This is a genomic window from Streptomyces sp. Tu6071 (assembly GCF_000213055.1).
Lineage (GTDB): Bacteria > Actinomycetota > Actinomycetes > Streptomycetales > Streptomycetaceae > Streptomyces > Streptomyces evansiae.
On record NZ_CM001165.1, the window covers coordinates 1,183,516 to 1,197,276 of the forward strand.

A 13,761-nucleotide genomic window follows, 5' to 3' on the forward strand; every position below is an offset into this window, starting at 1 on the left:
GTCGGGTCACTTAGCGGTCCTCACCGCGTCGCTCACCCTTCCCGAGAGGTGACCCATGCGCGCTCCCCGCTCCTCCCCCACGCTCGCCGTCCTGGCGGCGGCACTCCTGCTCACCGGGCCGGCCGCCGCCGGAGCCGTCGCGGCCCCCGCCGCCGCTGCCGCCGCCCCGACCGTCCGCTTCGCGGACATCCCCGGCGACGGCGGCACCGTCCTCAAGGGCAACGTCGTCGCCCCGGCCGACACGAGCCGCACGTACCCCCTCGTCGTCCTGCCCACGAGCTGGTCCGTGCCGCAGATCGAATACCTTGCGCAGGCCCAGAAGCTCGCCGAGACGGGGTACGTCGTCGTCACGTACAACTCGCGCGGCTTCCTCCAGTCCGGCGGCGAGATCGAGGTCGGCGGCCCGAAGGATGTCGCGGACGCCTCGGCGGTCATCGACTGGGCGCTCGCCCACACCCCCGCCGACGCCGCGCACATCGGCATGGCCGGGGTCTCCTACGGGGCGGGGATCAGCCTGCTCGCGGCCGGGCACGACCCCCGGATCAAGGCGGTCGCCGCGCTGAGCGGCTGGGGCGACCTGATCGACTCGATCTACAGCGGTCGCACCCAGCACGCGATGGCCGGCGCACTCCTCGGCGGCCTCGGCTTCCTCACCGGGCGGCCGAGCGCCGAGTTCCAGCAGATCCTGAAGGACTTCCTCGGCTCGAACCTGGCCAAGGAGGACGAGATGATCGCGTGGGGCAAGGTCCGCTCCCCCGCGACGTACCTCGACGGCATCAACCGCAACAAGCCGGCGGTCTTCCTCGGCAACGCCTGGGGCGACTCCTTCTTCCCGCCCAACCAGTACGCCGACTTCTTCTCCAAGCTCGCGGGCCCCAAGCGCCTGGAGTTCCGCCCCGGCGACCACGCGACGTCGGAGGCGACGGGTCTGCTCGGGCTGCCCAACGACACGTGGACCGACACGCGTCGCTGGCTCGACCACTACCTCAAGGGCGAGGACAACGGCGTGCGGAACGAGGCGCCCGTGCACCTCTCCTCGCGCTCGGGCGGCGGCTACGAGGACTACGCGAGCTGGCAGGACGTCGGCAAGGCCGCCACGAAGCTCGACCTCGGCGGCAGTCAGCGCATCGCCACGAACCTCGACTCGGGCGCCGACGGCGGCGTCACCCTCCTGTCCAACGCACTCGACCAGCTCGTCAAGCTGCCCCCCGCCGTCTCGGTGCCGCTCCTTCCGCGCGCCTGGACAGGGGTGTGGCAGTCCTCGGCGTACGGGAGCGAGCGCCACGTGCGCGGCACGACCCGCCTGCACACGACGGTGACCCCGACCAAGGCGGACGGCACCTTCGTCGCGTACCTCTACGACGTGGGCCCGCTCGGCGTGGGCAAACTCGTCACCCACGCCCCGTACACCTTCCACGACCGCACCCCGGGGCAGCCCTTCGCCGTCGACCTGGACCTGTACGCGACGGCGTACGACGTCCCCGCGGGCCACAAGCTCGCCCTCGTCGTGGACACGGTCGACCCGCTCTACATCGAGCACAACCCGGCCGGCGCTCAGCTGACCTTCTCCTCGCCCGCGGCCGACCCCTCGTATCTGTCGGTACCGCTGCGCGAGCAGTGATCCCCGGCTGGCGCCGGACGGGTCACACCACCCTCGGCGTCCCCCGTCCTCAGCGGGCGGGGGGCGCGGTGTTCTGGAGCGGGGCACCGGGGCCCGGCTCCGGTGTCCTGGCCGCCTCGGCCCTCGGATCGCGGCGCTCCCGCCGCGCGAGCCACTGCGCCAGCCAGGACAGGAGCATGCACATCCCGATGTAGACGGGCGAGATGACCATCACCACGGGGATGAAGGGCAGGTCGTAGTCGAGGTTGGACGCGATCAGTTTCCCGGCATGGAGGAACTCCTCGTAGGTGATGAGGTATCCGAGCGAGGTGTCCTTGAGCGCCACGACCAGCTGGCTGATGATCGAGGGCAGCATGGCACGGACGGCCTGCGGGATCAGGATGTACGCCATGACCTGCGTCTTGCGCATGCCGAGCGCGTACGCCGCCTCCCGCTGGCCGCGGTCGACGGACGCGATCCCCGAGCGGAACACCTCGGCGAGCACCGAGCCGTTGTAGAGCGTGAGCCCGGTGACAAGGGCGGGCAGGGGCTGGACCTTCAGCGCGATGAAGACGAAGAAGATCATCACGAGGACCGGCATCGCCCGGAAGAACTCCACGAGCGCGGTCGCGGGCCAGCGGACGAGGCGGTGCTCGGACAGGCGCCCCACCGCGAGGAGGGTGCCGAGCGCGAGGGCGAGCACCGCCGAGATCGCGAACGCCTTCAGCGTGTTGCCGAGCCCGCGCAGCAGGAGCTCCTGGATGCCGACGTACTCGAAGGGAGTCCATTTGGCCGCCGTGAACTGGTCGGTGTCGAAGAGCAGGTAGAGGAGCCAGCCGAGGAGGCCGAGGAGCACCGCGGTCGCGGCCACGCCGTAGAGGGCGTGCCGGCGGCGGGTGCGCGGCCCGGGGATGTCGTAGAGGGCGCTGGCCCCGCGCTCCCCGCGGGGCGAGAGGACGGACTTCACCGGGGCACCCCCCAACGGTGTTCGAGGTAGTTGAACAGGGCGCTGATGGCGAGGGTCAGGATGAGGTAGCCGACGGCGATCCAGACGAAGACCCACACGATGTTGAAGCCGAGTTCGTTGAGCGTCTTGTACGTGCCGAGGAGTTCGGTGACGCTGAAGGCGCCCGCGATCGCCGAGTTCTTCGCGAGGGCGATCAACTGCGAGCCCACGGGCGGGATCACGGCACGGAACGCCTGCGGGAGGATCACTGTCGTGAGGGTCTGACCGAAGCTCATGCCGAGCGAACGCGCCGCCTCACCCTGTCCCTTGGGCACGGTGTTGATGCCCGAGCGGAGCGCCTCGCAGATGAACGCCGAGGTGTAGCAGCCGAGCGCGAGCACGGCGAAGAGCTGGAAGGGCAGGACGAGCCCGAAGCGCGGCAGCCCGAGCAGCACCGCGAAGAAGAGCAGTGTGAGCGGCGTGTTGCGCAGCACCGTGACCCACGCGGTGCCGAAGGCGCGCAGGCTGCCGACCGGGGCGACCCGGAAGGAGGCCATGACGAAGCCGAGGGCGAGGGCGAGCAGCGAGGCGTAGACGGTGAGTTCGAGCGTGCCGAGGAAACCCTTTCCGTATTCCGAGAAGTTCTGGGTCAGTACGTCCATGGGCGGTCCGGGGGTGCTTTCTGCGCGGTGCCTGGCTTGACGTGGTCGCTTGCGGTGCGTGATTCCTTGCGAGTGCGGTGTCCCGCGTCGCGTTCCGCGAGTCGGGGGGCCGTGGTGTCGCCCGGCGGGTGCGTGGAGCCTGTCAGGAGGCCGGGTAGCGGTCGATCGGTGGTGGCTTCGGGGCGGGGACGCCGGAGAGGCCGAGCGTCGCGTCGTACGCCTTCTTCCAGGTGCCGTCGCGCTCGCGCGCGGCGAGGATGCCGTCGATCGCGAGGCGCAGCGCGTTGTCCTTGCGGGGCACGCCGATCCCGTACGGCTCCTCGGAGAAGGGCTTGCCGACCACCTTCAGCTCCTCGGGCACCTTCGCCGCGTAGCCGAGCAGGATCGAGTCGTCGGTCGTGACGGCGTCGACCTGGTAGGTGAGCAGGTTGTCGACGCAGATCGAGTACGTGTCGTACGAGACGAGGTCGGCCTTCGGGTAGTCGTGCTGGATGCGCTGGTACGGGGTCGATCCGGCCGCCGAGCAGACGCGTTTGCCGTCGAGGTCGGCGGGCCCCTTGATGCTGTCCTCGTCCTTGCGCACGAGCAGGCCCTGACCGGCCATGTAGTAGGGCCCGGCGAAGCCGACGAGCTTCTTGCGGTTGTCGTTGATCGTGTACGTACCGACGTAGTAGTCGATCTGGCCGTTCTGGAGCGAGGTCTCGCGGTTGGCGGAGGCGATCGTGCGGAAGCTGATCCGGTTCGCGGGGAAGCCGAGTCCCGCCGCGACCATCTTCGCGATCTCGATGTCGAAGCCGCTGTACCTGCCGCTCGCCGGGTCCTTCTCGCCCAGGTACGGCTGGTCCTCCTTGGCGCCGACGACGAGCCGGCCACGCGCCCTGGCCTTGCGCCACGTCGCCGAGTCGGGCAGCCGGAAGCCGGAGTCCACGCGGTAGCGCGGCAGTTCGGCGGCGCTCGGGCCTTTCGCGGGGGGACTGCCTTCCTTGCCGCAGGCGGCGGCGAGGAGACAGAGGAGCGCGAGGAGGAGGGCGGTGCGCCGGGAGTGGTGGCGGGGCTTTCGGGAGTGGTGGTGCGCGGACCTGCGGGAGCGGCCGTGCGAGTGCGTGCGGGAGCGGTGGGGCGAGCGCTCGCGCGAGTGGTGGCCCGCGTCCGGGATGTCGGTGCTGGTGCTGGTCACGAGGGCGTCCTCTCCGCTCAGTGCTTGAGGATCTTGGAGAGGAAGTCCTTGGCGCGCTCGCTCTCCGGGGCGGTGAAGAACTCCTCGGGCGTGCGGTCCTCGACGATGCGGCCACCGTCCATGAAGACGACACGGTCGGCGGCGGACCGGGCGAAGCCCATCTCGTGCGTGACGACGACCATCGTCATGCCGGACTCGGCGAGTTGTTTCATGACGTCGAGGACCTCGTTGATCATCTCGGGGTCGAGCGCGGAGGTCGGCTCGTCGAAGAGCAGGGCCTTCGGGTCCATGGCGAGGGCGCGCGCGATCGCGACGCGCTGCTGCTGGCCGCCGGAGAGCTGGGCGGGGTACTTGTCGGCCTGGGGGGCGAGCCCGACGCGGGCGAGGAGTTCGCGCGAGCGCCGGTCGGCGTCCTCGCGCTTGCGTCCCCGGACCTTGATCTGCGCGAGCGAGACGTTCTGGAGCACGGTCTTGTGCGCGAAGAGGTTGAAGGACTGGAAGACCATGCCGACCTCGGTCCGCAGCCGGGCGAGGCCGCGCCCTTCGTCGGGCAGTGGTTCTCCGTCGAGCAGAATGGAGCCGGACTGGACCGTCTCCAGCCTGTTGACCGTGCGGCAGAGCGTGGACTTGCCGGACCCCGAGGGGCCGATCACGACCACCACCTCCCCGCGGTGCACGGTGAGCGAGACGTCCTGGAGTACGTGCAACTGCCCGTAGTACTTGTTGACGTCACGCAGTTCGATCAGTGGCTCGACGGCCATCGGCAAGAGACCAGCCCATCCGTAGCGGTATCGGTCCGCGCAAACTACCCACCCCGATATGGGGCTTGGCGGGCGACACGCACATGCGGGCATTAACCGTATTTGCGGCCGAGCTTGTGGATATCCCCTCCCGATCGGCGCGACAAAAGGGCTTCACGGACCCTGAGCGGCCCGGGAGTTCACCCCTTCGAGGGCGGGTCGGAAAGGAGACGCGAAAAGCGGCTCACCTCAACGAGTGAGCCGCTTGCGAATCCTGCGGAGTGGTCCACAGAGGGGGCGGGTGGGACGGGGCCGGGCGGCACGAGGTCCGACCAGCGGCCTTCACGACCGGACTCGCCCGCTCATCCTCTCGCCCAAAGGGGCGAGCCGCCGGAGCCAGTCCCGCAGGAGTGCCGTCTCGACGAGGCGGAGCGGGACGGCCGCCGGGTCGGCCCCGCCGAGGGTGGCGTCGAACGCGAGGGCGCGCGCGGCGAGGGAGGCGTCCGGAACCGGTCTCGCGTCGGTCGTCAGGGCGTCGATGAGCGCTTCCCGCAGGCGGCCTTCGGCGGCGACGCGGCCGGGGAACGCCAGGAGGATTTCCCGCGCCTCCCACGCGGCGGGCGGGCGGCGGCCGGGCCGGTCGCCGCCGTACATCTGCGGGGAGAAGACGGGGCGCCGCAGCCCGCATTCGGCGTCGCCGAGCGGTTGGCCGACGGCGAGGTCGCGCGCCTGACCGGGCTCGTCGACGAATCGCCAGCGGTCCTCGACCGGCCCACGCCGACCGCTCCCCTGAACGGCTGAACGAGGGCGCGATCGGCCTCGTCACCACCGGCGCGTGGTCTTCGGCATTCCGCGAGGGCGCCCCCTCACCCCTCCGAGACCTCCCCGTACACCTGCGACAACTCCGGCGCTCCCGACTCCGCCCAGCTCAGGCCGTCCTCCACGACCGCGAGTTCGCGGCCCGAGGGCAGCAGGACGACCGGGGTGCCGTCGCCGCCGAGCCGCCACACCGCTCCCGGCACCGTGCGCGCGACGACGGTGCCGAGGTAGAAACCGGCGTCGTTGCCGAGGTGGTCGAGGAGTTCGGGGTCGGAGCGCCAGCGCGGCAGCAACTGGTCGAGCGCCTCCAGGGACTCCGGGGAGTCGTCGAGCACGACTCCCGCCTCGGCGGCCTCCGCCCGCAGCAGCTCGCACTCGGCGAACAGCTCCACGGCCGCGCGCGGGTCCTGCTCCAGGAGTTCGCCGACCGGCCGCGGCGGGCCGTCCACCCCGGACGACTCCCCCGCCCCTTCACCTCCTGCCACCAGCGTCGCCCCCCGGCCGCCGTCACCACGGGTCGCCGTCGCGGTCGCACGCGTCGCCCCCACCGCCTCACCACCGGCCCCCGGCGCACCACCCGAACCGCCCGCGGGGCCCTCCTCCTTCCCACCGCCCTCACGCGTCCCGCCACCCGCACCGTCCACCGCGTCATCCGCACCACGACGGGCGTCATCCGCCGCACCGCGCTGCTCCGGGCGTCCACCGAAGAAGGGAATCCTCATACCACCAGCCTGACACCGGGCCACCTCCTCGCACCACAGGGCGCGCAGACGGGCTCTCCCAAGCGTTCCCAAGTGATCGGCAAAACGCGGGCCCTGTCACCCCGTTCACCCCACGGCCTCTCCACCGTCCCACCGCACGGCCTCCGCACCACGCTCCCCCGCACTTCCTGTCCCGGCCAATTTCCCGCCACCATGATGCGTACCGGCCACTTCTTGGGCAGAAGTCCGTCCGAAGACGACAACTCCCGCCAGCAGCGAGCCAGAACGATCACCGGCACCCACACCGCAGCCCCAGACACAGCCGTAGTGACACCCACAGCCGTAGTCGCGGCCCCAGCCCCCAGCGACCGACGCCGCCGCCCCACTCCCCCCGGCGAGGAGACCGTGAAACAAGCCCGCGCCCGCGGCCCCTTCCGCACCGCCGTGTCCCTGCTCGTGGTCCTCGGCTCCGCGGGCCTCCTCGGCTCCCCCTCCACCGCCGCCCCGCCCGAGCCCCCGCCGCGGCCCCTGGCGCACCTCTTCGACAACCGCGGGATCGGGGCGGGCGCGCGGGGCGGCGGGGCCGATCTCGACGGGCACGGCCGCGCCCTGTCCGCCGAGGCCCTGCGCGACGCCGGCTGGGCGCCCGGCGCCGGGCTGACCGTGGCCGGCGCACCGCTGCGGCTGCCCGCGCCCCCGCCCGGCGCCCCCGACAACGTCCGCGCCGACGGGCAGCGGGTGCGCGTGACGGGACGCGGCGACGCCCTCGCCTTCCTCGTCACGGCGACCGGCGGCCGGGCTCCCGGGCGCGGGATCGTCGAGTACGCGGACGGCCGCCGCTCCTCGTACCGACTCGAAGCGCCCGAGTGGCGCACGGGCACCCTCGCCACGAGCGCCCTCGCGCTCCCCCGGATCAGCACCCCCGAGGGCCCCCGGGAGGCACGCGCCGCGCTGTACGTCGTGACCGTGCCGCTGCGCCGTGACGCGGCGGTACGGGCCGTGACGCTGCCGCGCGATCCGGTCGGGCCCGCGAGCCTGCACGTCTTCGCGCTCGGGGTGCGTCCGCTGACGAGCGGGTGGACCGGCTCCTGGTCGGCGGCCACGGCGGCGCGGATGCGGGTCGGTCCCTGGCAGGACCCGACCCTGCGCCTCGTCGTGCGCCCCTCGGTGGGCGGGGAACGGGTGCGGCTGCGCTTCGACAACACCTTCGCCGCCTCCCCGGTCCGGCTCGGGCGGGTCTCCGTCGCGGTACGGGAGAAGGGGGCGGGCGCGCGGGGGAAGCCGGTGCCGCTGCGCTTCGGCGGCCACGCGGGCGTGACGCTCGCGGCGGGGGCGCAGGGCCGCAGCGACCCGCTGCCCTTCCGTGTCGAGGCCGGGAAGGATCTGCTGGTGAGTGTGTCGCTGCCGGGGCGCGTCTCCTCGTTGCCCGTGCGGACGGCGGCGAAGCAGCCGGGGTACGTCGCCGACGCGGCCGGGGACCGTACCGGGAGCAGCGCGGGCGCGGGCTTCACCGAGGAGCTGGACCACTGGCCGCTGCTCACCGGGCTCGACGTCGCGGGCGGGCCCGGCAGCGTCGTCGCGCTCGGCGACTCCACGACGACCGGCGCGAAGACGCGGACCGGGGCCGACGAGCGGTGGACCGACGCGCTCGCCGCGCGGTTGCGCGCCCAGGACACGGTCCCGCGCTACGGCGTGCTCAATCAGGCCCTCACCGCGAACCGCCTGCTGAAGGACCGCTACCCGGGCGCGGGCGCGGACGAGGACACGAGCGGCGTGCGGCTCGCCCACCGCCTCGACCGCGACCTCTTCGCGCAGACCTCCGCGCGCACCGCGCTCGTCTACCTGGGTCTCAACGACCTGCGCTGGGGCTCGTCGGCCGCCGAGGTGCGGACCGCGCTCGGCGAGGTCGCGCGGCAGGCGCGGGCGCGGGGCGTACGGGTGCTCGCCGCGACGCTCACGCCGTGCGGGGGCGGCAGCCGGTGCACGCCCGGGGTGGACGCGCGGCGGCGGGCCGTCAACGCGTGGCTGCGCGCCGGGGGCGGTGGCTTCGACGCGGTCGTCGACTTCGACCGCGTCGTACGGGATCCCGGGCGGCCCGGGCGGCTGCTGCCCGCGTACGACAGCGGGGACCACCTGCACCCGTCCACCGAGGCGCTCGCGCGCATGGCGGACGCGGTGGACCTCGACGCGCTGCGACCGCGCTGAGGCCCGCGCGGGCCTCGCACTTCGCGCGGGGGCAGTGCGCCTGTACCGCCGGGGCCCGTCCGGGCGCTCACACGTCCAGGTCCACCACCACGGGCGCGTGGTCGGAGGCTCCCTTACCCTTGCGCTCCTCGCGGTCCACGTAGGCGTCCTTCGCGGCGCTGCGGAAGGCCGCGTTGGCGTAGACGAGGTCGATGCGCATGCCCCGGTTCTTGGGGAAGGCGAGCTGGCGGTAGTCCCAGTACGTGTAGGGGCGGTCGTACTTGAGGGGGCGGGGGACGAGGTCGCCGAGGCCCGTGGCGCGCAGTTCCGCGAGTGCGGCGCGCTCGGGCGGGGTGACGTGGGTCAGGCCCTCGAAGACGGCCGGGTCGTAGACGTCCTCGTCGCCCGGCGCCACGTTGTAGTCGCCCATGACGGCGAAGGGCCGCGTACCGGCGGCGTCGCCCGCGACGGCCGTGCGCAGGGCCTCCAGCCACTCCAGTTTGTACGCGTAGTGCGGGTGGCCGACCTCGCGTCCGTTCGGCACGTACACCGACCAGACGCGGACGGGGCCGCAGGTGGCGCCGAGGGCGCGGGGCTCCATGACGCCGTCGTAGGCGGGCTGGTCGGGCAGTCCGCTCACCACGTCGTCGAGGCCCGCGCGGGAGATCACGGCGACGCCGTTCCATCGGCCCGTGGCGTTGACGGCGGACTCGTAACCCGCCTCGCGCAATGCCTCGGTGGGGAAGCCCTCCGCGGTGGTCTTGGTCTCCTGGACGCACAGCACATCGGTGCCGCTCGACTCCAGCCAGGCGAGCAGCCTCGGCAGCCGGGCGGTGATCGAGTTCACGTTCCACGTCGCGATACGCATGCCGACCAACCTACCGGCCGCCTCCGACAACGCCGCCCCGCGCCGGGGGCGGGGGCCGCCGTGTCCGGTCACGGCGCGCGCCGGGGTCGGGTCGTACGGAGACGGCCGCGGCCCGCCCCCGCCCGTGACCCCGTGCCCGGCGCGCGCCGCGCCGTTCCTCAGACCGTGAGCCGCGTGCCGGGCTTGACGCGGTGGTGGTCCGTGCCGCCGAGCGCGCCGATCTGGCCCTCGTAGACCGGCGTCGCGAGGTCGGTGAGGAGCGCGTCGTGGACGTCGTACGCGCGCTGCGGGGCGACCTCGCGCACGTAGTCGACGACCTCGGACAGCTTGCTCCACGGCGCCATGACGGGCAGGAGCAGCGTCTCGACGGGACGGTCCGGGACGGTGAGCGCGTCGCCCGGGTGGAAGACGGTGCCGTCCACGAAGAAGCCGATGTTGGTGATGCGCGGGATGTCGGGGTGGATGACGGCGTGGAGTTCGCCGTGCACCTCGATGTCGAAACCGGCGGCCTCGAAGGCGTCGCCGTGGCCGACCGTGTGGACGCGCCCGGGGAAGGCGGCGGAGAGCTGCTCGGCGACGGAGCGCAGGGTCCACAGTTCGGTGGAGGGGTTCGCCTCCAGCGCGGCGCTGAGCTTGGCCGCGTCGAAGTGGTCGGGGTGCTCGTGGGTGACGAGGAGGGCGTCGGCCCCGGCGGCGGCGTCCTGTTCGCTGAAGGCGCCCGGGTCGATGACGAGGACGCGGCCCTCGTGCTCCAGCCGGACACAGGCGTGGGTCTTCTTGATCAGCTCCATGCGCCCCATCCTCGCGCACCGCGCGGGGGCGGCGCTCCAGGGGTCCGCCCCCGCGCGGTCGTGTCTCCTCGCGAGCGGGTCTACTTGCGCGGGCTCGTCTCCTCCCGGACGACCTCGCGCGCGACCTGGAAGGCGCGTTCGGCGGTGGCGAGTCCGCAGTGCACGCCGATCTGGAGCAGTGCCTCCTTGATCTCGGCGGGCGTGAGGCCGCTGCGGAGCGCGCCGCGCACGTGCACGGCGAACTGCTCGAAGTGCCCGGCGGCGGCGAGCGCGCCGAGGGCGATGCAGGCGCGGTGGCGGCGGTCGAGTCCGGGGCGCTGCCACACCTCGCCCCAGGCGTGGCGGGTGAGGAGGTCGTCGAAGTCCTCGGTGAACTCGTCGGTCGCGGCGAGCGCGGCGTCCACGTGCGCGTCGCCGAGCACCTCGCGCCGCAGCCGCATCCCGGCCGTGCGGGTGTCCGCGCCGCCGTCCGCGCCCGTCGTGCCCTGGTACGGGGCGATCTCGGGGCGCGGGGCGGCGAGCGGCGGCGCCGCGCTGGGCGCGGCGGCGACGGGCAGCGCGGCCTGCGGCGACCAGCTCGTCGAGAAGTGCCGTACGAGCAAGTCCGTGACGGCGGAGGGCTGTTCGACGGGAGCGAGGTGGGCGGCGCCGGGGACGAGCGCGAGGCGCGCGTCGCTGATCCCGGCGACGAGGGTACGGGCCTGGCCGGGCTCCGTGAGGGAGTCCTCGGCGCCGACCACGACGAGCGTGGGCGTGGTGACGCGGTCGAGCACGGCGCTCGTGTCGAAGGTCGCGAGGGCCTCGCAGGCGGCGATGTAGCAGCCGGGGTCGGTGGTGCGCACCATCTGCACCGCCCAGTCGGTGATGGCGGGCTGCGCGGTGGCGAACCCGGGGGTGAACCAGCGCTCGGGCGAGGTACGGGCGACGGTGTCGAGCCCGTTCGTGCGGACGACGACGCCGCGCTGGCGGTGCTCGTCGGCCGTGCCGAAGCGGGGCGCGGTCGCGACGAGCGCGAGCGAGGCGAGGCGCTGCGGGTGGCGCAGCGCGAGGTCGATGCCGATGGCCCCGCCGAAGGCGCAGCCCGCGTACCCGAAGTGCCGTATCCCGGCGCTCTCCAGCGTCTGCACGAGCCGGTCCGTGAGGGCCCCCACCGAGTCCGCCGGATAGGCCGCGGCGCCGCCGTGACCGGGCAGGTCGAACCGCAGCACGCGCCACTGTCTGCTCAGCTCCGGAACCTGCCGGTCCCACATGTGCCACGTGGTACCGAGGGCGGGGCCGAGGACGAGGACCGGAGCGTGTTCTGGCCCGTCAAGGCGGTATTGCAGGGGGTTCGGTGCTATCTCGCTCACCCTCAGACCCTCTCATCCCCCACGAGATCCCACATCGCCGGTCTCTGCCCAGGGGCTCTTGTCCCTCTCACCACGACGGTCTCCGCCCTGCCGCCCCCCTCAGAGGGCTCAACTACGAGGCACGTACGCGTCATCGTGTCCACCGGCGTCCTGCTGGGGCGATGAACTGTCTTGGCCGCACGCCCTCCGGGCTGTCCTCGGCGAGCAGCCCGAACGCCGAGCGGTGCACGAGTTCAGTCCTCCCCTGGTGGGCGACGGGGCCATCGAGGGACGAGCCCTCGTGATTCCGGCCGCCACCGGTCCCTCGCCGACAGACGAACACCCAGCGGGCCTCACGGCCACGGGCCAGGGGGCTTGTCCAGTCGCGCGACTGGAAGACCGGTCGGCTCACACCTGTTCTTCCGTCGCACCGCCGTGCAGGCCGAGCGGATCGAGCCGGACCTGATCATCCCCATCCGTGGCCCAGGAGCGGCCGTAGGGCCGTCTCTGGTCAGTTCTCGGGGGTGCGGCTCGCGTCGTGCCTCTCCGTCGGTGAGAGGTCGTGAGCGGGAAGGCACTCCATCAGCAGATGGCCGCCCTGCCCACCGACCGGGCGGAAGCCCGCTTTCGCCCAGGCCCGGATGGCATGGGCGTTCCGCGCTTCGGGGTCGACAGTCACCCGCGTCCAGCCCAGCACCGTATGGAGATGCCGGACGAGTGCGCGGGCGGCGTCAGGGCCGAGACCTCTGCCCTGGGCCTGAGGCAGGAGGACCATGTCGATGCCCCCCTGGTCGGGACCGGCGGGCACGTATTGGGCATAGCCGACCGGGACGGGCCGGGAGAGGATCACGAAGGACTCCACGTCGGGGCGGCGTCGGCCCGTGTACTTCGCGGCGACTTCGTCGCGGGTGAGGGGTCGCCCACCCCAGTACCGTACGAATTCGGGGTCGGCGAACCAGCGGGTGAGCAGGGCCAGATGCGCTTCGGTGGCCGGGACGAGGCAGGTCAGATCGCCCTCGACGACCCTGGCCTCCGGCTCACTGTGCATTGCTGTGGCTCTCCTCGCAGGTGTTTCCCGGCTCGATTGTCCCGGGAAGGGGCTTCCCGGGTCCACAAACGGGCGTGATTCATGGGATTATCTCCTGCAATTGCTCCCATTAGGTGATGCGCGGCCGATGAGGTGCCCTAGGGATGTCCGGGGCGTTGAATTGGCATGGAACCTCGCGAACTGTGGGAACGCAATACCTTGCTCGCGGAAGCATTCTGCGGAGCGGATGACTGGGTCCGGAAAGCGCAGTCGGCGATGGACGAGGCTCTGGCCAGCCGGACCCGGGTGCTCGCCGCCTTTGCCGTCACCGTCGGAAGCGACACCGCCGTCGCCAACTTGATGGGCCTGGGCGAGCGGGAAGTACGCCTGGCGCGGCGGACGGTGGGCAAGGACGACGCCCGGGACGTGGCCAACCAGTTGCTGAGTACTCCTGCCGCGCGATCCGCTCCTGCGGAAACGAATCCTCTCCCCGACGGCCCAGGTCCGGAGTCCGCACCGGAGCCAGTCACGACGTGGGAGGGCGAGCGGCAGGCCGAGGGAGCGGAAACGTTCATTCCGCACCCGCGAGCGCAAACCCCCGCACCGGCGTCGTGGACGCAGACGAACGCCGGGGCGGCGCCGCCCGAGGACACGGTCGTGTCCTGGAACGAGCACATGGACTCGGTGCTCCAGTGGAGCTGGAGATCGGGACTGGACATGCGGACCGTCGCCGGCGAACTCGGTCTGAGTCCGCAGGACATCTTCCTGCGCGCCCAGCTCCTCGCGGCGGAAGGCCGGTTGATGCCCTCGACGCCTTCCTCCCACGAGACGCAACCCGGGCGGCATCGGCGCCACGAATCGGCGCACAACCTTGTCAACGGAGATCCGCGCACCCTTTTCAGTACCCGCAACTACTAA

At 72.5% G+C, this 13,761-nt stretch carries 13 protein-coding genes; 3 read left to right on the plus strand and 10 right to left on the minus strand.

The window, feature by feature from the left end; translation table 11 throughout:
• The first annotated feature begins 55 nt into the window (after positions 1–55).
• A complete protein-coding gene (locus STTU_RS04915) occupies positions 56–1,621 on the plus strand; it encodes an alpha/beta fold hydrolase (RefSeq protein ID WP_007820415.1) in 1,566 nt (521 codons plus the stop codon).
• A gap of 49 nt (positions 1,622–1,670) precedes the next feature.
• Here STTU_RS04915 and STTU_RS04920 read toward each other — a convergent pair whose 3' ends face one another.
• From STTU_RS04920 to STTU_RS04945, 6 genes are all read right to left on the minus strand, one after another.
• Positions 1,671–2,567, minus strand: coding sequence for an amino acid ABC transporter permease (locus tag STTU_RS04920; RefSeq protein WP_043254188.1), 897 nt, complete (start codon positions 2,565–2,567; stop codon positions 1,671–1,673).
• Complete coding sequence (locus STTU_RS04925) at positions 2,564–3,208, minus strand: amino acid ABC transporter permease (RefSeq protein WP_007820418.1); 645 nt, start codon at positions 3,206–3,208, stop codon at positions 2,564–2,566. The genes STTU_RS04920 and STTU_RS04925 overlap by 4 nt, the downstream gene beginning before the upstream one ends.
• A 142-nt stretch (positions 3,209–3,350) precedes the next feature.
• The gene (locus STTU_RS04930) at positions 3,351–4,385 is read right to left on the minus strand and encodes a glutamate ABC transporter substrate-binding protein (RefSeq protein WP_234019153.1); all 1,035 of its coding nucleotides are present in this window, start codon (positions 4,383–4,385) and stop codon (positions 3,351–3,353) included.
• A 17-nt stretch (positions 4,386–4,402) separates the two neighbouring features.
• The gene (locus STTU_RS04935; protein WP_043254191.1) at positions 4,403–5,146 is read right to left on the minus strand and encodes an amino acid ABC transporter ATP-binding protein; all 744 of its coding nucleotides are present in this window, start codon (positions 5,144–5,146) and stop codon (positions 4,403–4,405) included.
• 321 nt (positions 5,147–5,467) lie between these two features.
• The gene (locus STTU_RS04940) at positions 5,468–5,779 is read right to left on the minus strand and encodes a hypothetical protein (protein WP_052862323.1); all 312 of its coding nucleotides are present in this window, start codon (positions 5,777–5,779) and stop codon (positions 5,468–5,470) included.
• A gap of 212 nt (positions 5,780–5,991) precedes the next feature.
• Positions 5,992–6,393 (minus strand): DUF6278 family protein, encoded by a 402-nt coding sequence (locus STTU_RS04945; RefSeq protein WP_043254193.1) that lies wholly within the window; start codon positions 6,391–6,393, stop codon positions 5,992–5,994.
• Between the two features lie 657 nt (positions 6,394–7,050).
• Here STTU_RS04945 and STTU_RS04950 point away from each other — a divergent pair.
• Positions 7,051–8,850, plus strand: coding sequence for an SGNH/GDSL hydrolase family protein (locus STTU_RS04950; RefSeq protein ID WP_052862324.1), 1,800 nt, complete (start codon positions 7,051–7,053; stop codon positions 8,848–8,850).
• A 67-nt stretch (positions 8,851–8,917) separates the two neighbouring features.
• Here STTU_RS04950 and STTU_RS04955 read toward each other — a convergent pair whose 3' ends face one another.
• The 4 genes from STTU_RS04955 to STTU_RS04970 form a co-directional block, all read right to left on the minus strand.
• Positions 8,918–9,697, minus strand: coding sequence for an exodeoxyribonuclease III (locus STTU_RS04955; protein WP_007820427.1), 780 nt, complete (start codon positions 9,695–9,697; stop codon positions 8,918–8,920).
• A gap of 158 nt (positions 9,698–9,855) precedes the next feature.
• Positions 9,856–10,497, minus strand: coding sequence for an MBL fold metallo-hydrolase (locus tag STTU_RS04960; RefSeq protein ID WP_007820429.1), 642 nt, complete (start codon positions 10,495–10,497; stop codon positions 9,856–9,858).
• A gap of 71 nt (positions 10,498–10,568) precedes the next feature.
• The gene (locus STTU_RS04965) at positions 10,569–11,837 is read right to left on the minus strand and encodes an alpha/beta fold hydrolase (RefSeq protein WP_078518929.1); all 1,269 of its coding nucleotides are present in this window, start codon (positions 11,835–11,837) and stop codon (positions 10,569–10,571) included.
• Between the two features lie 490 nt (positions 11,838–12,327).
• On the minus strand, positions 12,328–12,864 hold the full coding sequence (locus STTU_RS04970) for a GNAT family N-acetyltransferase (protein WP_007820433.1): 537 nt from the start codon (positions 12,862–12,864) through the stop codon (positions 12,328–12,330).
• A gap of 165 nt (positions 12,865–13,029) precedes the next feature.
• Between STTU_RS04970 and STTU_RS04975 the strand changes: the two genes are divergently transcribed.
• Positions 13,030–13,761, plus strand: a complete 732-nt coding sequence (locus STTU_RS04975) for a hypothetical protein (protein ID WP_234019154.1) — start codon at positions 13,030–13,032, stop codon at positions 13,759–13,761.

Bases quoted from the DNA above. Each gene is read 5' to 3' on its own strand.
- STTU_RS04970 (WP_007820433.1), bottom strand. From the start codon at position 12,864: ATGCACAGTGAGCCGGAGGCCAGGGTCGTCGAGGGCGATCTGACCTGC.
- STTU_RS04955 (WP_007820427.1), bottom strand. From the start codon at position 9,697: ATGCGTATCGCGACGTGGAACGTGAACTCGATCACCGCCCGGCTGCCG.
- STTU_RS04940 (WP_052862323.1), bottom strand. From the start codon at position 5,779: ATGTACGGCGGCGACCGGCCCGGCCGCCGCCCGCCCGCCGCGTGGGAG.
- STTU_RS04960 (WP_007820429.1), bottom strand. From the start codon at position 10,497: ATGGGGCGCATGGAGCTGATCAAGAAGACCCACGCCTGTGTCCGGCTG.
- STTU_RS04975 (WP_234019154.1), top strand. From the start codon at position 13,030: ATGGAACCTCGCGAACTGTGGGAACGCAATACCTTGCTCGCGGAAGCA.
- STTU_RS04925 (WP_007820418.1), bottom strand. From the start codon at position 3,208: ATGGACGTACTGACCCAGAACTTCTCGGAATACGGAAAGGGTTTCCTC.
- STTU_RS04935 (WP_043254191.1), bottom strand. From the start codon at position 5,146: ATGGCCGTCGAGCCACTGATCGAACTGCGTGACGTCAACAAGTACTAC.
- STTU_RS04915 (WP_007820415.1), top strand. From the start codon at position 56: ATGCGCGCTCCCCGCTCCTCCCCCACGCTCGCCGTCCTGGCGGCGGCA.